The organism is Aquincola tertiaricarbonis, from assembly GCF_000969605.1.
GTDB classification, from domain to species: Bacteria; Pseudomonadota; Gammaproteobacteria; order Burkholderiales; family Burkholderiaceae_C; genus Aquincola; species Aquincola tertiaricarbonis.
This window is the reverse complement of the sequence record NZ_JZUE01000002.1, coordinates 153,352-178,938: the sequence shown is the minus strand read 5'-3', so window position 1 is coordinate 178,938 and position 25,587 is coordinate 153,352. Positions and strand designations below refer to the sequence as shown.

Here is a 25,587-nt window from a genome sequence, read left to right as displayed (position 1 = left end):
CAGCCATGCCGCGGCGAAGGACGCCGCCGGCCAGCCAAGGAGTTGTCATGCATCCCGTCTCCCGCATCCACAGCCTGCCCGTGGGCATCGAGCACAAGGACGACATCGTCGCCTGCGGCCTGCGCGCCCTGCTGAGTGCCCAGCCCGGCCTGACCGTCTGCGACGGTGCCGGTGAAGTGCTCGTGTGCGACTACGACAAGGCGCTCGAGCATGCCGCGGCGGCCCGCGGCAGCGGCGGGCCGGCGCCGCGCATCCTGGTCTTCACCACGCGCCACGGCGAGCAGGAGGTGCGCCAGGCCCTGTCGATGGGCGTGCAGGGCTACCTGCTGGCCGACGCGGTGCAGGACGACATCGTGCGCGGGGTGCGGGCCCTGGGCGCCGGCCAGCGCTACCTGAGCCCGGTGGTGGCGGACCGCATCGCCGAAAGCCTGGCTCACACGCCGCTGACGCCGCGCGAGCACGAGGTGCTGGGCGGGCTCGGCGCGGGCCAGTGCAACAAGGCCATCGCGCGACAGCTGGGCATCTCGGTGGCCACGGTGAAGGCCCATGTCAGCGCCATGATGGACAAGATGAACGCCCGCAACCGCACGCAGGTCGTGAGCAAGGCCGTGCAGCGCGGCCTGCTCGCCGGCCACCGGTTCGCCTGAGGCGCAAAGGGGCTGGCCCATGGACCACCCGCTCAACGAGGCCGTGCTGCGGCTGCGTGCGCCGGCGGCCTTCGCCGTGCACCAGCTGGCCAAGCACATGCCGGTCTTCCAGGCCTTGTTCCCGCAGGTCAGCGTCGAACTCTGCACCCGCAACAGGCGGCTGGCGGGCGCGCAGGCGCAGGACCTGACGATCCAGATGCGGCAGCCGCCGCGCGGCGCACAGCTGCAGGCGCGACGACTGGCGCGCACCGAGGCCGTGCTCTGCGCCTCGCCGGACTACCTCGACCGCCACGGGCGGCCGCGGCATCCGGCCGAGCTGTCGCAGCACAAGCTGCTGCGCCCGCCCGTGGCCGCCCCCCGCGGCGCCGGGCCTGCCGCCGGTGCGCTGCTGCTGTGGCCGGCGGGTGAAGGCGCCGTCCCGCGCGCGGCGCCGCCGGTGCTGGTGCAGCCCGAGGCGCGCGCCTGCATCAGCACGATCGACCTCGATCTTGTCTATGCAAGTGCGCTGTCCGGCCTGGGCATCTGCGGCCTGCCGTCCTTCGTCGTGGAAGACGCCCTGCTGGAGAACGTGCTGGAGCGGGTGCTGCCGCGCTGGCACCTGCACACCGCCAGCCTCTGGCTGTGCAGGCCGGCGGGCCCGGTGCTGCCGGCGGCCACGCAGGCGATGCTGGACTTCCTGCACGGCACCTTCGGTGGCCGGGAAGACGATCCCTGGCTCGCCGCCGTCGAGCGGGCCACCCGGTCCGACCACGGGCGGCCTTCGGCGCAGGCAGCTGCCTGATGCCTGATGCCGGATGCCGGATGGGCCGGATGGCGCGCCACTGTGTGGCCAGGCTGCATGACCCATGCGGTTCCTGGCGGATTCACGCCGCCGGAGGGCCGCTGCATGCTGCAGCCCGACCCCACTCCATTCTTGCGAGGCTTCACGCATGACCACCGATCCCACCCTGCCTGCCCCGATCGCCGACTACTTCGAGGCCGACCGCCGCGGCCCGGAAGCCGTGGCCGCCTGCTTCACGCCGCAGGCGGTCGTGCGCGACGAAGGCCGCACTTACCAGGGCCGCGAGGCCATCCGCGCCTGGAAGCAGGCCGCCTCCAGCGCCTACCGCTACGAGGTGCGGCCGCTGTCGCTGACCGCAGCGGCGGGGGAGCAGATGGTGCTGGCGCGCGTGACCGGCACCTTCCCCGGCAGCCCGGTGGACCTGCGCTACCGGTTCCGCCTGGCCGACGGGCGGGTGGCCGCGCTGGAGATCACGGCCTGAGCATCACGGCCTGGGCTGCCGCGTCCCGCTGCCGCGGGCCGGCAGGTCGCGGTCCAGCAAGCAGTCGATGAAGGCCGACAGCGCCGGCTGCGGATGGCGGCGGTTGGCGTAGTACAGGTACAGGCCGGGACGGGTGATGGACCAGTCCGCCAGCACCTGCACCAGTCGCCCGTCGGCCAGCGCCTCGTCGACCTGCGCGCGCTCGAAGGCATAGAGCAGGCCCAGGCCCTGCAGCGCGGCGGCCAGGCCCAGGGCCGCGTCGTTGGTGACCAGCGGGCCGTCCACCGCCACCTCCAGCCGCTTGCCGCGCTTCGCGAACTCCCAGCGGTAGCGCCGGCCGTCGTCCTGCAGCCGCCAGGTGATGCAGGCATGGGCCGGCAGGTCGGCCGGCAGCTGCGGCGTGCCGTGCCGGGCCAGGTAGTCCGGCGAGGCGACGACCGCCATGGGCAGGTCGGGCGTCAGGCGCACCGCCAGCATGTCCTGCTCCAGCCGTGCGCCCACGCGGATGCCGGCATCGAAGCGGCCTGCCACGATGTCGGTGAGCTGGTCGTCCACCACGATGTCCAGCACCACGCCCGGGTGCGACTGCCGGAACCGCGCCAGCCGTGGCGCGATGAGCTGCCGCGCCGCGATGCCCAGGGTGTTGATGCGCAGCGTGCCCTGCGCCTGGCCGGCGGCGGCACTCGTCTCGGCCACGGCGCGTGCCATCTCCTCCATCAGCGGCGCGATGCGCTGGTGCAGGCGGGCGCCGGCTTCGGTGGGGGCCACGCTGCGGGTGGTGCGGTTCAGCAGCCGCAGGCCCAGCCGCGCTTCCAGCTGGCGGATGGTCTGGCTCAGCGCCGAAGGCGACAGGCACAGGTGCTCGGCTGCGCGGGCGAAGCTGGAGCGCTCCACCACCGCCACGAAGGCCTTCAGCTCGGCATAGTCGGCTCCGCGCATTATGGTGTTTCCGCTTAATGAGCTCGTTCGATTCTAGTGGATTCACTCAGCGGTCAAGCACGCGCAAGCTGGCGGCCTTCTTGAACGAAAGGTCCTGACATGACGCACTTCGATCTTCAGCTGGCCGGCCAGCGCGCGCTGGTCACCGGTGGCACCAAGGGCGTGGGCGCGGCCGTCGTGCAGGCGCTGCAGGCCGCCGGCATGCAGGTGCTGGCCGTGGCCCGCAGCGTGCCCGCCGAGGCGCCGCCCGGCGTGCAGTACCTGGCGGCCGACCTGTCCACCCCCGAAGGCACCGACCGGGCGGCCCGCGCGGTGCACGACCGGCTGGGCGGCATCGACCTGCTGGTGCATGTGCTGGGCGGGTCCGATGCGCCGGCCGGCGGTTTCGCGGCGCTGGACGATGCGCAGTGGTGGCAGGAACTCGACCGCAACCTGATGCCGGCCGTGCGGTTGGACCGGGCGCTGCTGCCGGCCATGCTGGCCCAGGGCCGGGGCGTGGTGGTGCACGTCACCTCCATCCAGGACGTGCTGCCGCTGCCGGAATCGACCCTGGCCTACGCGGCGGCCAAGGCGGCGCTGTCCAACTACAGCAAGGCCTTGTCCAAGCAGGTGGCGGCGCAGGGCGTGCGGGTGCTGCGGGTGTCGCCCGGCTGGGTGGAGACCGAGGCCGCGGTAGGCCTGGCCGAGCGCCTGGCCCGCGAGGCCGGCACCGACCTGGCCGGCGGCAAACGGCTCATCATGCAGTCGCTCGGCGGCATTCCGCTGGGCCGGCCGGCCCGGCCGCAGGAGGTGGCCGACCTGATCGCCTTCCTCGCCTCGCCGCGGGCAGGCGCCATCACCGGCTCGGAACACCGGGTGGATGGCGGCACGGTGCCGACGGTGTGACCACCGGCCCGCGGCCGTGCTTCAGATCGGCGGCGCGGGCAGCGGGCCCAGCAGGGCTTCGATCGCCATGCCGATGGCGATCAGCCGGCGGTCGCTGCCCACCGGCCCGTCGAGCTCCAGGCCCACCGGCAGGCCGGCGGCCGTGAGCCCGGCCGGCAGCGACAGGCCCGGCAGCCCGGCATTGCTGCCCGGGTCGGTGTTGCGGATGTAGGTGCCGAAGGTGTCGGCCGGCGGGCCGCCATGGATCGACACGGTGGAGGAGCCGTTGACCGCGTCGATCGTCGTGGCCGGCAGCACCGTGGTCGGGAACAGCAGCGCCTCGATGCGGTTATCGGCGAAGCAGGCGGCATACAGCGCCTGAAGGCGCGGCCGGTGCACGTTGATCGCATCGGCATAGGCGGCGCCGAATGCATCGGCCAGGATGGCCGAGAAGGCGCCCTTCACGTCGGGGCTGGCCACGCCCGCCGCGACGTCCGCCAGCGTGATCTGGCCGGCGCCGTTGGCCGCCAGCCAGGCAGGCAGGTCGGCAATGGGCTCGTGCAGCGCGATCTGGAACGAGACCTGGTCGTTCAGCGCCGACAGGCCGGGCAGGTCCACCTCCACCAGCACCACGCCGGCGGCCTGCAGCCGGTCGCGGGCCGCCTGCACCACCGGGGCCAGGCTGGCGTCCAGCCCGGACCAGAAGCCCGCCGGAATACCCAGCCGCAGGCCGGCCAGCGCGGCGGGCGCCGGCACCGCGGTACCGGTGATGGCGGCGTCCAGCCAGGCCAGGTCGGCCACGGTGCGGCCCAGCGGGCCCACGGTGTCGCGGGTATGGCTGATCGGCACCACCGCGTTCTCGTCGTGGTAGCGGCGCTCGGCACCGCCGTTGCCCACCGAGGGCCGCAGGCCGGCGATGCCGCACAGCGCGGCCGGCACGCGGGTGGAGCCGCCGGTGTCGGTGCCCAGGCCGGCCACGACGATGCGTGCCGCGATGGCCGCGGCGGTGCCGCCCGACGAGCCGCCGGGGATGCGGGTGGTGTCGTAGGGGTTGTGCACCGGCCCGGCGAAGGGCGAGAGGTTGGTGCTGGTGATGCCGAAGGCCAGCTCGTGCAGGTTGGCCTTGCCCAGCACGATGGCGCCGGCGTCCCGCAGGCGCTGCACGCTGGGCGCATCGGCGGCCGCCACCACATGGCGCAGCGCCGGCGTGCCGGCGGTGGTGGGCAGGCCGCGCACGTTGATGTTGTCCTTCACCACGATGGGCAGGCCGGCCAGCGGCGGCAGCGTGGCGCCGCTGCGGCGGCGCTCATCCAGCTCGCGGGCGGCTGCCAGCGCGCCGGCCTCGTCCAGCGTGATGAGGCTGTTGAGCGACGACAGCGCCCGCGCCCGTGCCAGCAGCGTGGACACCAGCGCCTGCGCGTCGAGGCGGCCCTGCGCGATGGCGGACACGGTCTCGGCCACGCTGAAGCCGCGCTGCTCGGCCGCGCTGTAGCGGCCGTCGTCGCCGCCGCAGGCGGCCAGCAGGCCGGCCGCGCCGGTGGCGCCCAGCGCGCCCAGCGCACCGGTGGTCTGCAGGAAATGGCGGCGGTCGGTGGCTGCGGGCATGTGGACGGCTCCTGGGATGAGGGCCCCACGGTAGGCCGCAGCCGCCGCAGCCGCCCATCCTCGGGAATGAGGAGGGCGGACAGGCGGGTCGGCCCGCGCTTCAGGCGCGCAGCCGGTGCGCCAGCGCGGCGCGGTTGGGCACCTCCAGCTTGCGGAAGGCATGTTCCAGGTGGGTGCGCACCGTGGTGACGGCGATGCCCAGCCGCTGTGCGATGACCTTGTCGGGCAGGCCTTGCGCCGCCAGGCCGGCCACCTGGCGCTCGCGCGTGCTCAGCAGCCTGGCTGCGATGGCGCCGTCTTCCGGCTCGGCGGCCGGCACCGGCGGCGCCGTGGGTGCCGGCGGTGCGGTGCGGCTGCGGCGTAGCGCCGCGACGAAGGCCGGACGCACCAGGTCGAGCAGGTCGCGGTCGTCGTCGCTGAAGTTGGCATGGCGGCGGTCGCGCCAGATGCGCATGTCGCCGATGTTGTCGGCGCCGTCCCAGGCATACAGGTTGATGCCCCAGTGCAGGCCGTCGCGCGCCAGGAAGTCGTTGAAGAACTCGGTGCGCCGCAGGGCCGGCTGGGCCATCACGTCGGTGGCACGCACCGCGCGGCGGTGCTGGCGCATCCGCAGGGTGATCGGGTCGTGGAACTGGTAGTAGCGCTCGTAGCCCGCCAGGTTGGCCGGGTCCATCTCCAGGTGCACCCCGCGCCCGAAGCGCTGGCCTGCCTCGTCCCACACGTAGCTGGCGAAGAACTGCGCGTCCAGCAGCTGCAGCATCAGCCGGCCCAGCTGCAGCCGCACCTGCTGTTCCTGCAGCGGTTCAGCCAGCGTGCCCATGACACGGGCCAGCACATCGGCGCGGCAGCGGCTCAGGTACATGCGGCCTCCAACGCGCCGGAAAGGCTGGCGCGGCGCCGGGATGATAGGGCGGTCAGCGTGCCGGCTGGTTCAGGTCCACGTCCGCCGGCAGCGCCGGCCGCACCGCCGGCAGGGCTTCGCCGCGGGCCACCTGCACCAGCCGTGCCTCGAAGCCGTGCACCACGCTGTCCCAGCCCAGCGCCAGCGCGGTCTGCCGGGCCGCTTCGCCCAGCCGCGCGCGCCAGGCCGCATCGCCGGCGGCCTGTGCGGCCAGCGACAGGAAGGCCGCGCCGTCGTCCAGCGGTGCCAGCAGGCCATTGCGGCCGGGGCTGATGAGCTGGCCCGCGGCCGCATGGTCGAAGGCTACGACCGGCAGGCCGCTGGCCATCGCCTCCACCGTGGCATTGCCGAAGGTCTCGGTCTGGCTGGGGAAGAGGAACAGGTCGAACGACGCATAGTGCGCCGCCAGCGCATGGCCCTGCTGCACGCCGGCAAATACCGCATCGGGGCAGGCGGCCTGCAGGGCCGCGCGCTGCGGGCCGTCGCCCACCAGCACCAGCCGCAGCCTGGCCTGCCGGCCGCGCAGGCGGTGGAAGGCCTCGATCGCCAGCAGCAGGCCCTTCTCGGGCGCGAGGCGGCCGACGCAGCCGAGCACCAGGTCGTCGGCTGCGGCGCCCCATTGCGCGCGCAGCGCCGGGCTGCGGTGCGCCGGGCCGAAGCGGCCGGTGTCCACGCCGCGCGGCACCACATGCAGCCGCTCGAAGCCGCTGCGTGCCAGCCGCTGGCGCAGCGGCTCGGTGGGCACCAGGGTGCAGCCGCAGCGGTTGTGGAAGCGGCGCAGGTAGGCGGTGATCGGCCGCTGCAGCCAGCCGATGCCGTAGTGCCGGCTGTACGCATCGAAGTTGGTGCGGAAGTCGGAACTCACGGGCAGCCCGAGCCGTTGCGCCGCCCGCAGCGCCGACCAGCCCAGCGGGCCTTCGGTGGCCACGTGCACCACGTCGGGCCGCTGCCGGCGCCACAGCCGCAGCAGCGTGCCCGTGGCCGGCAGGCCCATGCGCAGCTGCGCATAACCGGGGATGGCCAGGCCCGGCAGCAGCACCTCCTGCAGCCCGGGCCGCTGCACCGCCGCGTCGGCCGCCTGCTGGCGAGGCCGCAGCAGCTGCACCGCATGGCCGCGGGCCTGCAGGCCCTCGACGAACTGCTTCGTGGTGGTGGCCACGCCGTTGACTTCCGGCGGATAGGTCTCGGTGACGAAGGCCACGCGCAGTGCATCCATGGCCGCATGCTGCGCAGGCTGCGCAACAGGTTGATGACACGGCCGGCGGTCATGCGGCTTTCATGCGGCGCGGGCAGCATGGCGGCGCCCCTCCACCGTGTCGACGGAGACCGCCTCATGAAAAGCTTCAGCCAGACCCTGCGCGAACAGCGCTGGGACGACCACCGCTTCTATCACCAGAGCCGCATCAACCAGAGCCTGCACTTCATCAGCGCCATCAGCTTCCTGGTGGCCTATGCGCTGCTGTTCATCGACCCGGCGATGGCCGCCATCCTCGGCTGGTGCTTCTCGATGACCACGCGCCAGGCGGGCCACTTCTTCTTCGAGCCGCGCGGCTTCGACACGGTGAACAACGTCACCGACGAATACAAGGAAGCGGTGAAGGTGGGCTACAACATCCGCCGCAAGCTGCTGCTGATCGCGGTGTGGGTCGGCCTGCCGCTGCTGATCTGGCTGCAGCCTTCGCTGTTCGGCCTGATCACGCCGGCCACGAACTGGCAGGGCACGCTGCACGACATCGGCATCGCCTGGCTGGCGCTGGGCGTGGCGGGCCTGGCCTTCCGCACCGGGCAGCTGTGGCTGCGCGACGGCGCGGTGCCGGCGCTGGCGTGGATGACCAAGATCCTGACCGACCCGGTGCACGACATCATGCTGTACCACAAGGCCCCGCTGGCGCTGCTGCGCGGCGAGCGGCTCGACCCGATGCCGCATGTGCGCCAGCAGGTCGCCGGGAGGCACTGAGGCCTCCTCGGGGCCTTCAGTGCCGCCCTGGGGGCCACATCAGCGCAGGCGCTTGAGCAGCATCTCCTTCAGCAGCCCGCGGCGGATGCCGCGGTTGCTGGCGCCGGCCTCATGCCACCACCAGCCGTCGGCCTGCATCTCCTGCGCCGCGGCCACGAACTTCGCGGCCACCGCATCCACCTCCGCCTCGGTGTAGTTGAGGCTGAAGACGATGCGGCCGCTGCCCACCCACGACAGTGCCAGCCCATGCGCCCGGAGGTAGAACTGCAGCATCCAGTTGTAGCGCGATGGCGAGGTGTACAGCACCGTCCAGATGCTCTGCAGGCCGGCCACGCGCACCGGCACGCCGGCCGCCTCCAGCGCGGCATTGAAGCGCGCCAGGTGGCCGGCCCAGCGCTCGTCCAGGCCCTGGTACACCGCCTGCACCTCGGGCGTGTCCAGCCGGCGCAGGAAGGCATTCATCGCCGCCATCACCGTGGGGTGGGCGTTGAAGGTGCCGCGGGCGAAGCAGATGTCGGCCGGCCGCTCGTCGCGGAAGCGCTTCATCAGCGCACGTTTGCCGCACACCACGCCCACCGGCAGGCCGCCGCCCAGCGTCTTGCCGTAGGTCACCAGGTCGGCCTGCACGCCGAAGTACGCCTGCGCCCCGCGCTCGGCCAGGCGGAAGCCGACGAACACCTCGTCCAGGATCAGCACGATGCCGCGCTCGGTGCACACCTCGCGCAGGGCCTTCAGCCAGGCGCCGTAGGCCGCGCGGTCCACGCCGGCGCGGCGGCTGCTGTCCACCAGCGACGAATCGCCCGGCGCCGCGGCATTCGGATGCAGCGCCTGCAGCGGATTCACCAGCACGCAGGCGATGTCGTTGCGGGTGCGCAGCACCTGCAGGGTGCGGGCGTCCATGTCCTTGAGCGTGTAGGTATCGCGCGGCGGCATCGGATTGCCCGGGCCGGGCTGCACGTCGTCCCACCAGCCGTGGTATGCGCCGGAGAAGCGCACCAGGTGCCGGCGGCCGGTGTGGTAGCGGGCCAGGCGCACCGCCTGCATCACGGCTTCCGTGCCCGACATGTGGAACGAGACCTCGTCCAGGCCGGACAGCGACCGCAGCCGCTCGATGTTGTCGGCCACGCAGGGCAGGTAGCTGCCCAGCACCGGGCCCACGGCCAGGGTGGCGGCATGGGCCTCTTCCATGCAGGCCTTGTAGAAGTCGACGCCGAAGACGTTGACGCCGTAGCTGCCCGTCAGGTCGTGGAACCGGTTGCCGTCGGCGTCTTCCAGCGTCACGCCGCTGGCGCGGGTGACGAAGCTGCCGCCGCGCAGGTGCTGGCGCACCAGGGGGCTGAACGGGAAGGGCACCCGGTAGCGCGCGGTGAACTGCAGGTCCGACAGGCCCTCGCTGGCCTGCGCCGTGAGTGCCGCGCCCTGTGCGAAGCGCTGCGCATACAGCGCCGACAGCCGCTCGAAGCCCTGCCGGCGCCGCGTGGCCACGGCCTCGGGTACGCCGTCGGCGTTGAAGAAGCGCTCGGGCCCGTAGGCATAGCCGGGAATCCAGCCGGCCACGCGCTTGGCCATGCGGGCGTGGCCGGTGAGCGAGCGGTGCTTGGCCCGCGAGAGCTGCAGCCGCCGGCGCGTGCGCGGCCAGCCCCAGCCCAGGGTACCGAGCGCGGCCATTGCCAGTGCCGTCAGTGCGAAGGTGTCTTCCATGCCATGTCCTGTTCTGCCACCCCAGGGGTCTAACCGAGATGATTGACAGCACCGTGAAACCCGGCGCCTGGCGCCGCCTGCTGCAGCAGGAAGACCTGAACTTCCTGCTCACCAACCGCATTCCGCGCATCGCGCTCACGCGCTGGATGGGCCGCTTCAGCAAGCTGCGCAGCCCGCTGCTGGCGCGGCTGTCGATTGCGGTGTGGCGGCTGTTCACCGACCTCGACCTGAGCGATGCCAAGCAGCAGCGCTTTGCCAGCCTGCACGACTGCTTCACCCGCGAGCTGCGCCCCGGTGCCCGCCCGGTGGCCACCGATCCCGCGCTGCTGTGCAGCCCCAGCGATGCCATCGTCGGCGCCTGCGGCACGGTGCAGGCCGGGCGCGTGTACCAGGCCAAGGGCTACCCCTACCGCATCGACGAGCTGTTCGGCCCCACGCAGGACACGCGGCCCTTCGAGGGTGGCCGCTACGTCACCCTGCGGCTGACCTCGGCGATGTACCACCGCTTCCATGCGCCCGACGATGCGGTGCTGGAGCATGTGACCTACCTCAGCGGCGACACCTGGAACGTCAACCCCATTGCGCTGGCGCGGGTGGAGCGGCTGTTCTGCCGCAACGAGCGCGCGGTGCTGCGGCTGCGGCTGGCGCCCGGCGGCCAGCCGGTGGCCATCGTGGCGGTGGCCGCGGTGCTGGTGGCCAGCATCCGGCTGCATGCGCTGGACGTGCTGCTGCACCTGCGCTGGCGCGGCCCGAACGAGATGCCCTGCGACGCGCCGGTGCGACGCGGGCAGGAGATGGGCTGGTTCGAGCACGGCTCCACGCTGATCGTGTTCGTGCCGCCGGGCTTCGAGATGGCGCAGGGCGTGGGCCCCGGCAGCCGGCTGCGCATGGGGCAGCCGCTGCTGCGGCGGGTGCCGCCGTCAACGGCCGGTCATGCGGCGGCGACACCATCGGCCGCGCCATGAAGACCATCGACCTCGTGTACTTCGATGCCGGCGGCGGCCACCGCGCCGCGGCGCAGGCGCTGCAGGAAGCGGCGGCGCTGCAGCAGCGGCCCTGGCGCGTGCGGCTGGTCAATCTCACCCGCGTGCTGGATGCGCAGTCCAGCTTCCGGCGCCTCACCGGCTTCGAGCCGGAGGACTACTACAACCTGCGCCTGCGCCGCGGCTGGACGCTGGGCCTGGGCCAGGAACTCAAGCTGCTGCAGATGATGATCCGCCTGGGCCATGCGCCGATGGTGCGGCTGCTGCAGCGCCATTGGCAGCGCAGCGCACCCGACCTGGTGGTCTCGCTGGTGCCCAACTTCAACCGCGCGCTGTTCGAGGGCCTGCGGCAGGCGGCGCCGCAGGCGGGCTACATCACGGTGCTGACCGACCTGGCCGACCATCCGCCGCATTTCTGGATCGAGCCGCGGCAGGCGCAGACCTTCGTCTGCGGCACCGGCCGCGCGGTGCAGCAGGCGCTGCAGGCCGGCGTGCCGCCGCAGCGGGTGCACGCCACCTCGGGCATGGTGCTGCGGCCGGCCTTCCATGCGCCGCCGATGGCGCCGGCCGAGCGGGCCGCGCATCGGCGCCAGCTGGGCCTGCCCGAGGACCGGCCGCTGGGCCTGGTGATGTTCGGCGGCCATGGCTCGGTGCAGATGCTGGCCATCGCCCGTCGGCTGGACGAGGTGCCGCTGCTGTTCGCCTGCGGCCACAACGTGGCGCTGCGGGCCGAGCTGCAGGCCCTGCGCCGCCCAGCGCCGCATGCGGCGCTGGGCTTCACCCAGGACATCCCGCAGCTGATGGACCTGGCCGACTTCTTCATCGGCAAGCCTGGCCCCGGCAGCCTCAGCGAGGCCGTGCAGCGCGGCCTGCCGGTGATCGCGCTGGCGCCCACCGGCGTGATGCCGCAGGAGCGCTACAACGTGCAATGGGTGCGCGACCACGGCCTGGGCCTGGCCGTGCGCACGGTGCGCGCGCTGCGCGGCGCGACGGCGCATCTGCTGGGCGAGCTGCCCGCCTACCAGGCGCAGGTGAGGGCGCGGCGCAACGAGGCGGTGTGGGAGGTGCTGGAAATCATCGCGCAGGAGCTGGCGGCCGGCGAGGCGGCCGTGGCGCGCACGGCGCAGGGAAGCCGGCAGCCGGGTTGAGCCGTGCGCCGGGCCGTTGGCGACGCGCTCAGGCCACGCCGTCCACCGGCACCGGCTCCGGCGCCGCTTCCTCCGCCTTGCGCCCCTTGCGCAGGCTGCGCTTGCCCGCCGTCTGCGGCACCCGCGCCGTGCGGCTGCGGTCCAGGATCTCCAGGCGGCCGTCGGCGTGCTCCACCAGGGCGGTCAGGCTCTCCACCCAGTCGCCGTCGTTGCAGTAGAGCACCCCGTCGATCATGCGCATCTCGGCATGGTGGATGTGGCCGCAGACGACGCCGTCGGCACCGCGGCGCTGCGCTTCGCGGGCCACGGCGGATTCGAAGTCGCCGACATAGCTCACCGCCCGCTTGACCTTGAGCTTGAGGTAGCGCGACAGGCTCCAGTAGGGCAGCCCCAGCCGGGCCCGCGCGCTGTTGAACCAGCGGTTGACCTTCAGCGTGAACTCGTAGGCCACGTCGCCCACCAGGGCCAGCCAGCGGGCGCACTGCACCACGCCGTCGAACAGGTCGCCGTGGGTGATCCACAGCGTGCGGCCATCGGCCGTGCGGTGCATGCAGTCCTCCAGCACCTCCACGCCGCCGAAGTTCACCGACAGGTAGCGCCGCGCGAATTCGTCATGGTTGCCCGGCACGAACACCACGCGCGTGCCCTTGCGGGCCTTGCGCAGGATCTTCTGCACCACGTCGTTGTGCGACTGCGGCCAGTACCAGCTGCGCCGCAGCTGCCAGCCGTCGATGATGTCGCCGACGAGGTACAGCGTCTCGCATTCCACGTCGCGCAGGAAGTCCAGCAGCGCCGCCGCCTGGCAGCCCGGCGTGCCCAGGTGCAGGTCCGAGATCCACACCGTGCGCAGCTGCATCACGGGCGGGTCGAGGGGCTCGGCGCCGGCGTCAGGATCATGTCGCATGCGGCGATGCTGGGGCCGCCACATGACGGTGGCGTGAACGTCCGGTGCCCACCGGTGCCCGGCCGCGCATTCACGCCACCGTCATCCAGGCTGCTTAAGGTGCCGGCCAGCCCATTTCCGGATGCCTCGCATGCGCCCACTTCGTCCTGCACTCCGCCCCCACGCCGCGCTGATGCGCGCCAGCCTGCTGTGCGCCGCGCTGGCGGCGGTGTTCCCGGCCTCGGCGGCGGTGGTCATCAGCCAGGTGTACGGCGGCGGCGGCAACAGCGGCGCGCAGCTGAAGAACGACTTCATCGAGCTGCACAACAACGGCAGCACCGACGAGATGCTCGGTGGCTGGTCGGTGCAGTACGCGTCCGCCGCCGGCAGCAGCTGGCAGGTCAGCCCGCTGCCGGCCGGCACCGTGCTGGCGCCGGGCCGCTACCTGCTCATCAGGCAGGCGGCGCAGGGCGGCGGCACGGTGGAGGTGGTGGCCGACGTGACGCCGGCCACGCCGATCGCGATGTCGGCCAGCAGCGGCAAGGTGGCGCTGAGCCGCGCGGCCGTGCCGCTGACCGGTACCGCGCCCAGCGGCGGCACGCTGGTGGACATCGTCAGCTACGGCAGCGCCAATGCCACCGAAGGCACGCCGGCCGGCGGCCTGTCGGCCACCACGGCGGCGCTGCGCCGCAACGGCGGCTGCGACGACAGCAACGACAACAGCGCCGACTTCAGCGTGGCCGCCCCGGCGCCGCGCAACGCCGGCACGCCGGCCCGGCTGTGCGACGGCAGCGGCGGCGGCGACGGTGGCACCACCCCGCCGCCGATGGCCGCGGCGATCTACACCATCCAGGGGGCCGGCACCACCAGCCCGCTGGCCGGCAAGACGGTGGTCACCACCGGCGTGGTGACTCGGCGCAACAGCAACGGCTTCTTCGTGCAGGACGCGGTCGGCGACAACGACCCGGCCACCTCCGACGGCCTCTTCGTGTTCACCGGCAGCACCGCCTACCCGGCGGTGGCCGTGGGCAACCTGGTGGAGGTCACCGGCACGGTGACCGAGTTCAACACCGGCGCGGCCGGCAACGCGGTGACCGCCGCCCGCCCGGTGACGCAGCTGTCCAACGTCACCGGCGTCGTGCAGCGCGGCAGCGGCTACAGCATCGCGCCGGTGGTGGTGACGCTGCCCGAGGCCGTGGACGACGAGCTGGAGCGCCATGAAGGCATGCTGGTGACGCTGACCGGCCCCTTCACCATCGCGCAGAACTTCTTCCAGGGCCGCTACGGGCAGCTCACGCTGGCGGTGGGCGGCCGGCTGGAGACGCCCACCAACCGCTACCGCCCGGGTCCGCAGGCCCAGGCCCTGGCCGACCTGAACAGCCGCCGCCGCATCGTGCTGGACGACGGCAGCAGCCTGCAGAACCCCAATCCCACGCCGTACCTGGGTGCCGACACGTTGCCGCGGGCCGGCGACCTGGCGGGCAGCATCACCGGCGTGATCGACTACGGCCTGGCCACCAGCAGCAATGCCGATGCGGGCGACTACAAGATCCATCCGACGGTGGCGCCGGTGTTCAGCACCGCCAATCCGCGCAGTGCCGCGCCGGCCACGGTGGGCGGCAACGTGACGGTGGCCAGCTTCAACGTGCTGAACTACTTCACCACCTTCACCGACGGCCGCACCGCCGACGGTCGCAGCGGCCAGGGCTGCAGCCTGGGCACGAGCGTCAGCGCGGCCAACTGCCGCGGTGCCAACAGCCTGGCCGAGTTCCAGCGCCAGCAGGCCAAGATCGTCGCGGCGATGGCGGCCATCCCGGCCGACGTGTTCGGCCTGATGGAGATCCAGAACAACGGCAACGTGGCCGCACAGAACCTGGCCGATGCGCTGAATGCCCGCGTGGGTGCCGGCAGCTATGCGGTGGCCGCGCTGCCGGCGGCCAGCACCGGCACCGACGCCATCCGGGTCGCGCTGCTGTACCGGCCGGCACGGCTGTCGCCGGTGGCTGCGCCGGTGAGCGATGCCGACCCGGTGAACAACCGCCCCACGCTGGCGCAGACCTTCGCCGCGGCCAACGGCGAGCGCTTCACCGTCTTCGTCAACCACTTCAAGTCCAAGGGCAGCTGCCCGTCGGCGGGCGATGCCGACGCGGCCGGCAACACCGATGCCGGCGACGGCCAGGGCTGCTGGAATGCGCAGCGGCTGCAGCAGGCCCAGCGGCTGCGCAGCTTCGTGGCCCAGCAGCAGGCTGCGGCCGGCGCCAGCGACGTGCTGCTGATCGGCGACTTCAACGCCTATGCGCAGGAGGACCCGATCCATGCGCTGACGGCCAGCGGCTTCGTCGACCAGAGCGGCCGCTTCGAGTCCTTCGGCTACTCCTACGTGTTCGACGGCGCGGCCGGCCGGCTGGACCATGCGATCACCGGTGGCAACCTGTCGGGCCGCATCACCGGCGTGACCCACTGGCACATCAATGCCGACGAGACGGCGCTGGCCGACTACAACCAGGAGTTCAAGGCGCCCGCCATCTGCAACGGCGCGCTGTGCCCCGCCGACCCCTATGCGCCCACGCCGTACCGTTCGTCGGACCACGACCCGGTGCTGGTGGGCATCGACCTGACGAAGACCGTGACGGGCGGCACCGGCCGCGACACGCTGGTGGGCACGCCCGGCGACGACCGCCTGGTGGGCGGCGCGGGCCCCGACGTGCTGACCGGCGGCGCCGGCCGCAACGTGTTCGCCTACCAGTCGATGCGCGATGCGGGCGATACCGTCACCGACTTCGTGCCCGGCAAGGACCGCATCGACCTGGCCGCGCTGCTGGCGTCGATCGGCATCGACCCGGCACGCGGCGGCAGCGCCGGCGTGGTGCGGCTGGTGGCCTCGGGCAGCGACACGCTGCTGCAGATCGACGTCGACGGCAGCGCCGGCCCGATCGCGCCCCGCACCCTGGCCACGCTGCGCGGCGTCAGCCCGACGACCGTGTCGCTGTCGCGCGACCTGGGCGTGCAGTGATCCCGCCGCGCCTTCCTCATCGCACCGAGCCCATCACCATGCAGCTGCTTCGACCCATCGCCTTCCTCCTCGGCCTGGCCACCGCCGGCCTGGCCAGCGCCGCGCCCGCCGACCTGGGCACCTGGAACACTGCCGGCGACGTGGTCGTCGATTCGGCCACGGCCGTGCGCCTGACCACCGCCGCGGTCGAGTCCGGCGAGACGCCGCTGGGCAGCGGCAGCGCGCTGCAGTTCTACGAGCTGGAGCCCGCGCTGCAACTGGCGCCCGGTGCCTTGCCAGCCGACAGCTTCGAAGGCTCCGGCCTGTTCCTGCGCTTCGACCATGGCCAGCCGCTGCAGGTCAGCTTCGACTGGACGCTGACGACCACCGGCTTCGACGCCGACTACCGCGACCGGGGCTTCGTCGCGCTGGGCGGCCAGCTGATCGCACCGCTGGGGCAGGCGCAGGCCACGCCGGTCTCCGGCCGCTTCAGCCTGCTGCTGCAGCCGGGCAGCCATGCGCTGGCCTTCGGCGTGCTGGACGTGAACGCGGTGGACGGCGTGTCCACGCTGTCGATCGGCCAGTTCAGCGTGAGCGCGGTGCCCGAGCCCGGCACCTGGGCGCTGTGGCTGGCCGGCGCCAGCGGGCTGCTGGCCTGGCGCCGCCGGGCCTCGACACGCCGCTGAAGGGCGGGGCCATGCGGGCGGCCTCGGGCCGCCGCATGACCCGGCCCCGCATCAGGCCCGGGCGAAGGCCAGCAGGTCGGCGTTCAACTGGTCCTTGGCGGTGTCGCCCAGGCTGTGGCTGCCGCCCTTGTAGATCTTCAGCTCCGCGCCCTTGACCAGCTTGGCCGACAGCAGCGCGGCACCGCCGATGGGCACGATCTGGTCGTCATCGCCGTGGATGATCAGCGTGGGGATGTCGAACTTCTTCAAGTCCTCGGTGAAGTCGGTCTCGCTGAAGGCCTTGATGCAGTCATAGGCGTTCTTGTGGCCGGACATCATGCCCTGCATGTACCAGGACTGGATCAGCCCCTGCGACACCTTGGCGCCGGGCCGGTTGAAGTTGAAGAAGGGGCCGCTGGCCACGTCCAGGAAGAACTGGGCGCGGTCGGCCAGGTAGGCCTGGCGGAAGCCGTCGAACACCTCCATCGGCAAGCCTTGGGGATTGTTCGGCGACTTCACCATGATGGGCGGCACCGCGCCCATCAGCACCGCCTTGCTGACGCGCTGGCTGCCGTGGCGGCCGATGTAGCGTGCCACTTCGCCACCGCCGGTGGAGTGGCCGACCATCATGGCGCCGGTGATCTCCAGCTTGGTCAGCAGCGCCTGCAGGTCGTCGGCATAGGTGTCCATCTCGTTGCCGTGCCACGGCTGGCTGGAGCGGCCGTGCCCGCGCCGGTCGTGGGCGATGCACCGGAAGCCGTGCGAGGCCAGGTGGAACATCTGCGCGTCCCATGCGTCGGCGCTCAGCGGCCAGCCGTGGCTGAACGTGACGACCTTGCCGTCCTTCGGACCCCAGTCCTTGTAGTAGATCTGGGTGCCGTCGGGGGTGGTGATGTACATGGCTGTCTTCCTTTCAGGGGGGTGGGTGGCCGGGAGGGCCGCGAGGGAGGAGGTGGCGGTGAAGGCGGTGACCAGCGGGAAGGAGCCGGCCGCCACCAGCGCGGTGGTGCCGGCAAGCAGGTCGCGTCTGCGCAGCCGCAGGGCATCGTTGGCGCGGTCCATGGCTGCCGCGTCAGAAGGCGGAAGGCGCGACGAAGGGCGCGCTCCACAAGGTGACCTGCAGCGTCACCGACTTGAACCAGGCCGCGTGCATCGCCTCCACCTCGTCGGCCGCATGGCCCTTGCGGGCCAGGAAGGGCTTGACCGTGGCGGTGATCGGCACGATGAAGGCGATGATGTAGCGCAGGTGCACCGACTGCGCTGCCGAACAGACGCCGTCGGTCCGGTTCTTCCCGGCGCTGGTGTGGCGCAGTCCGATCTCGTGCTGGTAGTCCAGCCAGGCGCGGTCGTAGCTGGCGGCGCAGGTATCGCGTATCCATTGTCCGAAGCGGCGCCGCACGGCGGCCAGGTAGGCGGCATCGGGCTGCCCGTCGGCACCGCTGAAGTAGCGCACCAGGTGCGGATGGGCACCGACAAAGCCGTACCAGACGTCCAGCACGTCTTCCACCTGGTCGGCCAGCACCTCGCCGGCCCGCCGCAGGTGCTCCAGGTCGTCCGGGCCGAGCAGCACGCTCTGCTTGAGCAGGCCGAATTCCTCGTCGCTGATCGGCGATCGCGCGACGGCGCTGCTGCCGTAGGTGTAGCCGGGGATCACGGTCTTGCTCATGGCGCAGGTCCTTGGGTTGGTCAGGTGCCCACAGCTTAGGCAGCACCCCCCGGGCCGTGCATGCTCCGGTGGTCACACCGGCGGCTATCGCTTTGGTGCAGCCCGGCCCGGCCGGCAGGCGGCTACAACGCGTCGAGCCGGACATTGGCGGCCTTGACCATCCTGGCGTAGCGCTGCTCGTCGTGGGCGAGCTGCTCGGCGAACGCGGCCGCTGGCCTGCCGACCGCCTCCACGCCGAACGGCAGCACCACGCGGCCATGGAAGCCGGGCGAGCGGGCGAGCCCGCTCAAGGCGTGCGACAGGCGCTCCACCACGGCGGGCGGCGTGGCGCGCGGCGCCACGATGCCGAACCAGCCACCGCCTTCCAACGGCACGCCCTGCTCGGCGGCGGTGGGCACGTCCGGCATGGCGGGCTGGCGCTGCGCGGAGAAGGCCGCCAGCACCTTCAACCGGCCGGCCTGCACCAGCGGCAGCGTGGGACCCTGCAGCGACATCAGCACCTGGATCTCGCCGTTGAGCAGCGCGGGCATCGCATCGGCCGTGCCCTTGTAGGGCACATGCAGCAGGTCGGTGCCGGTCATCTGCTTGAAGGTCTCGGTCAGCAGGTGCGGGCTGCTGCCCAGGCCGTAGGAGCCGTAGGCGGCCCGGCCCGGATGGGCCTTCAGCCATGCCACCAGTTCCGGCAGGCTGGTGGCCGGAACGCCGGGATGCACGAAGAGGTAGACCGCGGCCGTCACCATCTGGCACACCGGCACGAAGTCCTGCTTGGGGTCGTAGCGCAGCCGCGCGTACACCAGCGGATTGATGGACATCGCCGCGTCCGACGCCAGCATCAGCGTGTGGCCGTCGGGCACCGACCGGGCCACCAGTTCGGCGGCGATCTGGCCGTTGGCACCCGCGCGGTTGTCCACCGTCACCGGCTGGCCCCACAGGCTTGCCAGTTCGGCGGCGGCCAGTCGGGCCACCAGGTCCGCGACGCCGCCGGGCGGGAACATCACGACGATGGTGATCGGCCGGCTGGGGAAGGGCATCACCGGCGGCGCCGCGCGGGCGGCGGGCCAGGCAAGCGCGGCCAGGGCCAGGGCATGGAAGTGGCGGCGGCGCAGTGCGGCAAGGTCGGGCATGGGGCTCACCGGAAGTCGAGGGTGGCGGGGGCCTTGCATCTTCGCCAAGCGGGCGGCCGAGCGGTGGGTGCGGCATGCCGATGCAGATGACAGATGACATGCGGCCCCTGCCACCAAGGTCGTAGGCCGCGGCCGCACTTTGCGGCGATGTGCCGGCCCGCCGGGCTGCCTACGCTTGCCTGCATGCCCGCCCCACTGACGCAAGGAAGCCCATGAAGACTGCCCTGTACCACGCCAACGGCGCACCCGTGGCCGACAACCAGAACATCCTCACCGCCGGCCCGCGCGGCCCGGCGCTGCTGCAGGACCTGTGGCTGATCGAAAAGCTCGCGCACTTCGACCGCGAGGTCATCCCCGAGCGACGCATGCATGCCAAGGGCTCCGGCGCCCATGGCAGCTTCACCGTTACCCACGACATCACCCGCTACAGCAAGGCCGCGCTGTTCTCCGAGGTGGGCAAGCACACGCCGGTCTTCGTCCGCTTCTCCACCGTGGCCGGCGAGCGCGGCGCGGCCGATGCGGAACGCGACATCCGCGGCTTCGCGGTCAAGTTCTATACCGAGGAAGGCAACTGGGACCTGGTGGGCAACAACACGCCGGTGTTCTTCATGCGCGACCCGCTGCGCTTCACCGACCTGAACCGCGCCGTCAAGCGCGACCCGCGCAGTAACCTGCGCAGCGCGCATGGCAACTGGGACTTCTGGACGCTGGTGCCCGAGTCGCTGCACCAGGTGACCATCGTCATGAGCGACCGCGGCATCCCGGCCAGCTACCGACACATGCATGGCTTCGGCAGCCATACCTTCAGCCTGGTGAATGCCGACAACGAGCGGCACTGGGTCAAGTTCCACCTGCGCTCGCGCCAGGGCATCCGCAACCTGACCGATGCACAGGCGCAGGCCCTGGTAGGGCAGGACCGCGAGAGTTCGCAGCGCGACCTGTTCACGGCCATCGAGTCGGGCGACTTCCCGCGCTGGCAGCTGTGCATCCAGGTGATGACGGAACGGCAGGCGCGCTCGCTGGCCTTCAATCCATTCGACCTCAGCAAGGTGTGGCCGCATGCCGACCATCCGCTGATCGAGGTGGGCGAGCTGGTGCTGGACCGCAATCCCGACAACTACTTCGCCGAGGTGGAGCAGGCGGCCTTCTCGCCGGCCAACCTGGTGCCGGGCATCGGCCTGTCGCCCGACAAGATGCTGCAGGCGCGGCTGTTCTCGTACGGCGACACCCAGCGCCATCGGCTGGGGGTCAACTTCCACCTGATCCCGGTCAATGCGCCGCGCTGCCCCGTGCACAGCTACCACCGCGACGGTGCCATGCGGGTGGATGCCAATGCCGGCGGCACCATCGGCTATGCGCCCAACAGCCAAGGCGAATGGCAGGACCATCCGGCGCTGGCCGAGCCGCCGCTGGCGCTGCAGGGCGATGCCGCCCATTGGGATGCACGCGGCGACGACGACCACTACTCGCAGCCGCGGGCGCTGTTCCGGCTGATGAGCCCGGCGCAGCAGCAGGCGCTGTTCGACAACACCGCGCGTTCCATCCAGGGCGCATCACGCGAGGTGAAGGAGCGCCACGTCGCCCGCTGCGCCCGGGCCGATGCCGCCTACGGCGCCGGCGTGGCCGCGGCCATCCGCGCGCTGGAATTTCCCACATCCCCACAAGGAGCACACCCCATGATCGACCGACTGGACATCGCCACGCCCGACGGCGCCTTGCATGCGCATGTGCATCGGCCCGCCCGGCCCAACCGGGCCGCCGTGGTGGTGCTGCAGGAGATCTTTGGCATCAATAACGACATGAAGCAGACCTGCGCGGAGCTGGCGGAGCAGGGCTTCCTCGCGGTGTGCCCCGATCTTTTCTGGCGGCAGGAGCCCGGCGTGGAGCTGAGCGACGCGACGCAGGCCGAGTGGGAGAAGGGCTTCGCGCTGTACTCGCGCTTCGACCGCGACCTGGGCGTGGTCGACGTCGGCGCCACCATCGCCGCGGTGCGGCGCCATCTCGGCGGCACCGGCAAGGTCGGCGTGATGGGCTATTGCCTGGGCGGGCTGATGACCTTCCTGACGGCGGCGCGACTCGGTGCCGATGCGGCGGTGGCCTATTACGGCGGCGGCACCGAGCAGTACGTGGACGAGGCCGCCACGCTCAGGTCGCCGCTGCTGATGCACCTGGCGGAGGAAGACGAGTTCATCGACCGCGCCGCACGCGAACGCATCGTGCAGGCCCTGGCCGGCCATCCCTGGGCGCAGGTGCATACCTATCCCGGCTGCAACCATGCCTTCGCCCGCCACCGGGGCGCGCATTACGACGCCGCGGCGGCGGCGCTGGCCAACGGCCGCACGGCGCAGTTCCTGGCCACTCACCTGGCCTGACGACGCCCAGGCCGCAGGCCGCGGCTTCAGGCCGCGGACGACCAGGCCGACAGCAGCCCGGTGGCGGTGCGCAGGTCGTGCGTGGCCCAGCCCTCGGCGAAGCGTTCCACCACCGGTTCCAGCACCGCACGCGCAGCGCCGGGCCCCTGGTGCAGCGCTGCTTGCCGTGCCAGGGTGGTGGCGGTGCGCAGCTGCCAGGCCAGCGCGCCCTGGGCCTTGGCGATGGCTGCGGATTGCCGCAGCAGCGCCTGCGCCTGGGCCGGTTGCGCGGCCTGGCCGAGCAGCGCGACAGCCTGGCTGCGCAGTACCTCCGGCGCGCACCAGACGCGGTGGCGCTCGGCCAGCGCACGCTGCACCGCCTGCGGCGAGGCCATGCCCTCGACCAGGGTGGCCAGCACCTCCTGCTGCATCGCGTTGTAGGGCAGGGCGTCGGCGGCTGGCGCGGCGGGCCGCGGCGCCGGCGAGTGGCCCCGCAGCACCAGCGCCGCATCGAAGCAGCGCGCCCACAGCGACCAGATCGTCAGCGACTGGCTGGCCGCGCGCTCCGCCAGCATGGCCACGCAGTCGTCGGCCGCGGGCAGGTCGCCGTTCCACAGCGCGACCAGGCAGGCACTCACGCCCAGGGCGTACATCTGGCCCAGCAGCTGGCCGGCGGACAGGCTCTCCTCCACCGATTCGCGGGCCGCCGCCCAGGCGGCATCGGGCCGGCCCATCATCCACAGTGCCCGGGCATTGAAGGCCAGCGCGATCACCCGGTGGTCCACCTCGAAGGCGCGCCGCTGCAGGCTGCGCCCCGCCACCCCCGGGTGCTGCAGGATGGCCTGGCCATGCGCATGGGCGCGCTGGTGCTCGCCCAGGGTGTGCAGGCTCAGCAGCATCATCCGGTGGCGCAGCAGCTCGTCCTGCGGGTCGTCGGAAGCGGCCGTGGCGCTGGAGAACTGCAGCGCCCACTCGAGCGCCGTCTCGTACTCGCCATTCACCACGCTGGCATTCCACAGCCGGAACAGCATCTGCCGGCCGCAGGCCGCGTCGCCCAGCTGGCCGGCCAGGGCCAGCGCGCGCCGGCAGGCGGCCACCAGCAGCGGCGAGCCCGGCCCGGCGGCATGCACCAGCGCCTGGGCATAGGCCGCCTGCAGCCGCATCTCCAGCGGCGGCGGTGCCTGCGGCAGGCCGGGCAGCAGGGCCAGTGCGCGCTCGGCGATCAGCCGGTATTCACCCAGCAGCGAGCGCTGGAACCAGGGGCCGGCCGAATCGGCGGCCAGCTGCAGCGCCAGGGCCGCGTCGCCCTCGGCCGATAACGCCCATTCCAGTGCCGCCCGCACGCCCGGCTCCAGCCCCGGGCCGTCCATCGCGCCGGCCTGCAGCCGGGCGGCCATGTGCAGCGCATGCTGCCGCTGCACCGCCGCGGACTCGCCCGCCTGCAGCAGCTGCTCCCGGGCATAGGCGCGGGTGGTCTCCAGCAAGCGGTAGACGACTTGCGCGCCGCCCACGTCCGCCTGCAGCAGCGACTTGAGCGCCAGCGACGACAGCAGCGGCAGCGGGCGCAGCCGGGGCCAGGGCCGCAGCACCGCGCTGGCGTCCTCCAGGGTGAAGGCCGACGGGAACACCGACAGCGCCCGCAGCGCCTGCTGCTCGTCGGCCGACAGCGTCTGGTGGCTCCACTCCAGGGCCGCATGCAGCGTCTTGTGGCGCGGCGGTGCGGTGCGCCGGCCGCCGCTGCGCAGCAGCAGGAAGCGGTCGAGGTCGCCCAGCAGCCCGGTGAGGCCGAAGGTGGCCGCCCGTGAAGCGGCCAGCTCGATGGCCAGCGGCAGGCCGTCCATGCGGCGGCACAGCGCGGCCACCGTGGCCAGCCGCTCCACCGTGTGCAGCCCCGTCTCGCCGGAGGCGCTGGCGCGTTCCACGAACAGCTGCACCGCGGGATGGGCGAGGTACTGCTCGGCCGTCAGCTCGGCATCGGGCGGCGGCAGCGGCAGCGGTCCCAGGCGCTGCACCGCCTCGCCGCGCGCGCGCAGTGGCTCGCGGCTGGTGGCCAGCAGCAGCACGCCCGGCGCACCCTGGGCCACCTGCTCGGCCAGCGCCGCGGCGGCGTCGATCACATGCTCGCAGTTGTCCAGCAGCAGCAAGGCCCGCCGCGCATGCAGCCAGGCCAGCAGGCTGGGCAGGGGATCGGCCTGCACGGCCGGCAGTCCGAGCGCGGCCGCGGTGGCCGCCGGCACCAGGGCCGGGTGCGCCAGCGCCGCCAGGTCCACGAAGAAGACGCCGTCGGCGCAGTCGGCCGCCAGCGCCTGCGCCGCCGCCCGGGCCAGGCTGGTCTTGCCGGCGCCGCCCGGCCCCACCAGGCTGACGAAGCGCTGCTGGCGCAGGCGGGCCTGCAGCGCGGCGATATCCGCTTCACGGCCGATCAGCACGGGTGCGGCCGGCAGGTCGGCCGGGGCGCCGCCGGCCACCGCTGGCGCTGGTGCGGGTGCCGCGGCGGCCTGCAGGGCCTGCACCGCGGCCACGAAGCAGTAGCCGCGCATCGGCACGTGGTCGATGTAGCGGCCCTGGCCCTTGCCGTCGCCCAGCACCTTGCGCAGGGCCACCAGGTGCACCCGCAGGTTGCCTTCGTCCACCACGCTGTCGGGCCACACCATCGCCATCAGCGCCTCCTTGGACAACACCTGGCCGGCCTGGCGCACCAGCGCCAGCAGCAGGTCGAAGGCGCGGGCGCCCACGCGCAGCGGTGCACCGTCCCGCTCCAGCCGCCGCTGGTGGGGCAGGAGGCGGAAGGGGCCGAAGCAATACGCTGCAGCCGGCGGCGGCGGTGTCACGGTCAGGGTGTCGGCCATGCATCGACGGTGGGCGAAAGGCCCGCCAAGCTTAAGCCGGCGCAGCCCGTTGCCAGCAGCTGCCGACCGCTTGCGGCCTATCTCCTTGGAGGTAGCGCCGCCTGCCCTCAAGGTGGCGGGCCGCGTACCCACCGCAGCCGGATGGCGGGGCTGCGCATCGCCGCCACAGTGGCCGCCAGTCCCACCGCGGCACGGCCGTTCTTGACGGAGGAGGCCCGATGAAGATCGACATCGGCCATGAGAATTCCACCTGCATCCAGCTGCACGGGCACGACCTGGGCAGCGGCACGCCGGTGCTGCTGGTGCATGGCTGGCCGGTGCGCAGCAGCGTCTGGGACAAGCTGGTGCCGCCCTTGCTGGCGGCGGGCCGCCGCGTCGTCACCTTCGATCGCCGCGGCTTCGGCCGCTCCGGCCGGCCCAGCACCGGGCACGACCTGGACACGCTGGCCGACGACCTGTCCCGCGTGATGGCCAAGCTCGCGCTGCAGGACTGCGTGCTGGTAGGGCATGGCCTCGGCTGCAGCGAGGTGCTGCGCCTGCTGGGCACCTATGGCAGCGAGCGGGTGCGCCGCCTGGTGCTGGTGTCACCGCTGCCGCCGGTGCCCACCGCTGCGCAGGCGCTGCATGACGCGCTGGTGGACGACCGCCCGGCTGCGCTGGAAGCGTTCCTGGCGCGCGCGCTGGGCCGCGAGGCAGCCCCGCTCACCGCCGCCGGCGACCGGGCGCTGTGGATCGATGCGCTGGATGCCTCGCCGCTGGCGCAGCTGGCCTGCGTGCAGGCCTGGGCGGGCGCCGACCTGCGCGACGACCTGGCGCGCATCGCGGTGCCCGGCGTCGTGGTGCATGGCAGCGAAGACCGCATCGCGCCCCCGGCCAGTGCCGCAGTGCCGCTGTGCGAGGCCCTGGCCGGCGGCGTGCTGCACACGGTACCCGGCGGCCCGCATGCGCTGCCGTGGACGCATGCGCCGCAGGTGCTGCAGGCGCTGCTGGCGGCCAGCGGCTGACAACCTAGCGCCAAGGAGGTAGGCCGCACCTGCCGCTTGGCGGGAC

21 protein-coding genes and 1 pseudogene are annotated in these 25,587 nt (G+C 72.7%); 12 read left to right on the top strand and 10 right to left on the bottom strand.

From position 1 onward, the window contains the following. Positions 1-47: 47 nt before the first annotated feature. The 3 genes from VO99_RS03080 (at position 48) to VO99_RS03070 (ending at position 1,909) form a co-directional block, all read left to right on the top strand. Positions 48-647: a LuxR C-terminal-related transcriptional regulator gene (locus tag VO99_RS03080; protein ID WP_046111340.1), complete on the top strand. Its 600-nt coding sequence runs from the start codon at positions 48-50 to the stop codon at positions 645-647. Between the two features lie 19 nt (positions 648-666). After that, on the top strand, positions 667-1,428 hold the full coding sequence (locus tag VO99_RS03075) for a substrate binding domain-containing protein (protein WP_052736055.1): 762 nt from the start codon (positions 667-669) through the stop codon (positions 1,426-1,428). Positions 1,429-1,576: 148 nt separating this feature from the next. Further along, complete coding sequence (locus tag VO99_RS03070; protein WP_046111339.1) at positions 1,577-1,909, top strand: nuclear transport factor 2 family protein; 333 nt, start codon at positions 1,577-1,579, stop codon at positions 1,907-1,909. 3 nt (positions 1,910-1,912) lie between these two features. On the opposite strand, the gene VO99_RS03065 is transcribed toward VO99_RS03070, so the two are convergent. Continuing rightward, on the bottom strand, positions 1,913-2,848 hold the full coding sequence (locus VO99_RS03065; RefSeq protein ID WP_046111338.1) for a LysR family transcriptional regulator: 936 nt from the start codon (positions 2,846-2,848) through the stop codon (positions 1,913-1,915). A gap of 99 nt (positions 2,849-2,947) precedes the next feature. On the opposite strand from VO99_RS03065, the gene VO99_RS03060 reads away from it, so the two are divergent. Next, entirely contained in the window at positions 2,948-3,733 is a 786-nt protein-coding gene (locus VO99_RS03060) for an SDR family oxidoreductase (protein WP_046111337.1), read from the top strand. Positions 3,734-3,754: 21 nt separating this feature from the next. Here the strand turns inward: VO99_RS03060 and iaaH are convergent, their stop codons facing one another. The 3 genes from iaaH to VO99_RS03045 all read right to left on the bottom strand — a co-directional run bounded on the left by iaaH (position 3,755) and on the right by VO99_RS03045 (position 7,434). Beyond that, positions 3,755-5,317 (bottom strand): indoleacetamide hydrolase, encoded by a 1,563-nt coding sequence (gene iaaH, locus VO99_RS03055; RefSeq protein WP_083440322.1) that lies wholly within the window; start codon positions 5,315-5,317, stop codon positions 3,755-3,757. A 100-nt stretch (positions 5,318-5,417) separates the two neighbouring features. After that, entirely contained in the window at positions 5,418-6,179 is a 762-nt protein-coding gene (locus VO99_RS03050) for a helix-turn-helix transcriptional regulator (RefSeq protein ID WP_046111336.1), read from the bottom strand. Positions 6,180-6,231: 52 nt separating this feature from the next. Then, the gene (locus VO99_RS03045) at positions 6,232-7,434 is read right to left on the bottom strand and encodes a glycosyltransferase family 4 protein (RefSeq protein ID WP_046111335.1); all 1,203 of its coding nucleotides are present in this window, start codon (positions 7,432-7,434) and stop codon (positions 6,232-6,234) included. Positions 7,435-7,551: 117 nt separating this feature from the next. On the opposite strand from VO99_RS03045, the gene VO99_RS03040 reads away from it, so the two are divergent. After that, positions 7,552-8,175: a DUF962 domain-containing protein gene (locus VO99_RS03040; RefSeq protein WP_046111334.1), complete on the top strand. Its 624-nt coding sequence runs from the start codon at positions 7,552-7,554 to the stop codon at positions 8,173-8,175. 39 nt (positions 8,176-8,214) lie between these two features. On the opposite strand, the gene VO99_RS03035 is transcribed toward VO99_RS03040, so the two are convergent. Beyond that, entirely contained in the window at positions 8,215-9,876 is a 1,662-nt protein-coding gene (locus VO99_RS03035; protein ID WP_046111333.1) for an aminotransferase class III-fold pyridoxal phosphate-dependent enzyme, read from the bottom strand. Positions 9,877-9,914: 38 nt separating this feature from the next. On the opposite strand from VO99_RS03035, the gene asd reads away from it, so the two are divergent. Next, the gene (gene asd / locus VO99_RS03030) at positions 9,915-10,841 is read left to right on the top strand and encodes an archaetidylserine decarboxylase (protein ID WP_046111332.1); all 927 of its coding nucleotides are present in this window, start codon (positions 9,915-9,917) and stop codon (positions 10,839-10,841) included. Then, positions 10,838-12,007 (top strand): glycosyltransferase family protein, encoded by a 1,170-nt coding sequence (locus tag VO99_RS03025; protein WP_046111331.1) that lies wholly within the window; start codon positions 10,838-10,840, stop codon positions 12,005-12,007. The genes asd and VO99_RS03025 overlap by 4 nt, the downstream gene beginning before the upstream one ends. A 28-nt stretch (positions 12,008-12,035) precedes the next feature. Here the strand turns inward: VO99_RS03025 and VO99_RS03020 are convergent, their stop codons facing one another. Beyond that, a complete protein-coding gene (locus VO99_RS03020) occupies positions 12,036-12,911 on the bottom strand; it encodes a UDP-2,3-diacylglucosamine diphosphatase (RefSeq protein WP_232315249.1) in 876 nt (291 codons plus the stop codon). Between the two features lie 130 nt (positions 12,912-13,041). On the opposite strand from VO99_RS03020, the gene VO99_RS03015 reads away from it, so the two are divergent. Beyond that, the gene (locus tag VO99_RS03015) at positions 13,042-15,903 is read left to right on the top strand and encodes an ExeM/NucH family extracellular endonuclease (RefSeq protein ID WP_052736054.1); all 2,862 of its coding nucleotides are present in this window, start codon (positions 13,042-13,044) and stop codon (positions 15,901-15,903) included. 38 nt (positions 15,904-15,941) lie between these two features. Continuing rightward, positions 15,942-16,568, top strand: a complete 627-nt coding sequence (locus VO99_RS03010; RefSeq protein ID WP_046111329.1) for a PEP-CTERM sorting domain-containing protein — start codon at positions 15,942-15,944, stop codon at positions 16,566-16,568. Positions 16,569-16,619: 51 nt separating this feature from the next. Here the strand turns inward: VO99_RS03010 and VO99_RS03005 are convergent, their stop codons facing one another. The 3 genes from VO99_RS03005 to VO99_RS02995 all read right to left on the bottom strand — a co-directional run bounded on the left by VO99_RS03005 (position 16,620) and on the right by VO99_RS02995 (position 19,337). Further along, positions 16,620-17,609, bottom strand: a complete 990-nt coding sequence (locus VO99_RS03005) for an alpha/beta fold hydrolase (RefSeq protein WP_198156852.1) — start codon at positions 17,607-17,609, stop codon at positions 16,620-16,622. 10 nt (positions 17,610-17,619) lie between these two features. Next, complete coding sequence (locus tag VO99_RS03000) at positions 17,620-18,213, bottom strand: protoglobin domain-containing protein (protein WP_046111328.1); 594 nt, start codon at positions 18,211-18,213, stop codon at positions 17,620-17,622. Positions 18,214-18,335: 122 nt separating this feature from the next. Continuing rightward, positions 18,336-19,337 carry a Bug family tripartite tricarboxylate transporter substrate binding protein gene (locus tag VO99_RS02995; RefSeq protein WP_046111327.1) on the bottom strand — a complete coding sequence of 334 codons (1,002 nt, stop codon included), beginning with the start codon at positions 19,335-19,337 and terminating at the stop codon, positions 18,336-18,338. Between the two features lie 212 nt (positions 19,338-19,549). On the opposite strand from VO99_RS02995, the pseudogene VO99_RS02990 reads away from it, so the two are divergent. Then, positions 19,550-20,974 (top strand): annotated as a pseudogene (locus VO99_RS02990) (catalase); the annotation flags it as partial. A gap of 39 nt (positions 20,975-21,013) precedes the next feature. Then, complete coding sequence (locus VO99_RS31160) at positions 21,014-21,709, top strand: dienelactone hydrolase family protein (RefSeq protein ID WP_232315258.1); 696 nt, start codon at positions 21,014-21,016, stop codon at positions 21,707-21,709. A gap of 26 nt (positions 21,710-21,735) precedes the next feature. Here the strand turns inward: VO99_RS31160 and VO99_RS31790 are convergent, their stop codons facing one another. Then, positions 21,736-24,537 (bottom strand): ATP-binding protein, encoded by a 2,802-nt coding sequence (locus VO99_RS31790; protein ID WP_052736053.1) that lies wholly within the window; start codon positions 24,535-24,537, stop codon positions 21,736-21,738. 218 nt (positions 24,538-24,755) lie between these two features. Between VO99_RS31790 and VO99_RS02980 the strand changes: the two genes are divergently transcribed. Further along, entirely contained in the window at positions 24,756-25,541 is a 786-nt protein-coding gene (locus VO99_RS02980) for an alpha/beta fold hydrolase (RefSeq protein ID WP_046111326.1), read from the top strand. Positions 25,542-25,587: the final 46 nt, after the last annotated feature.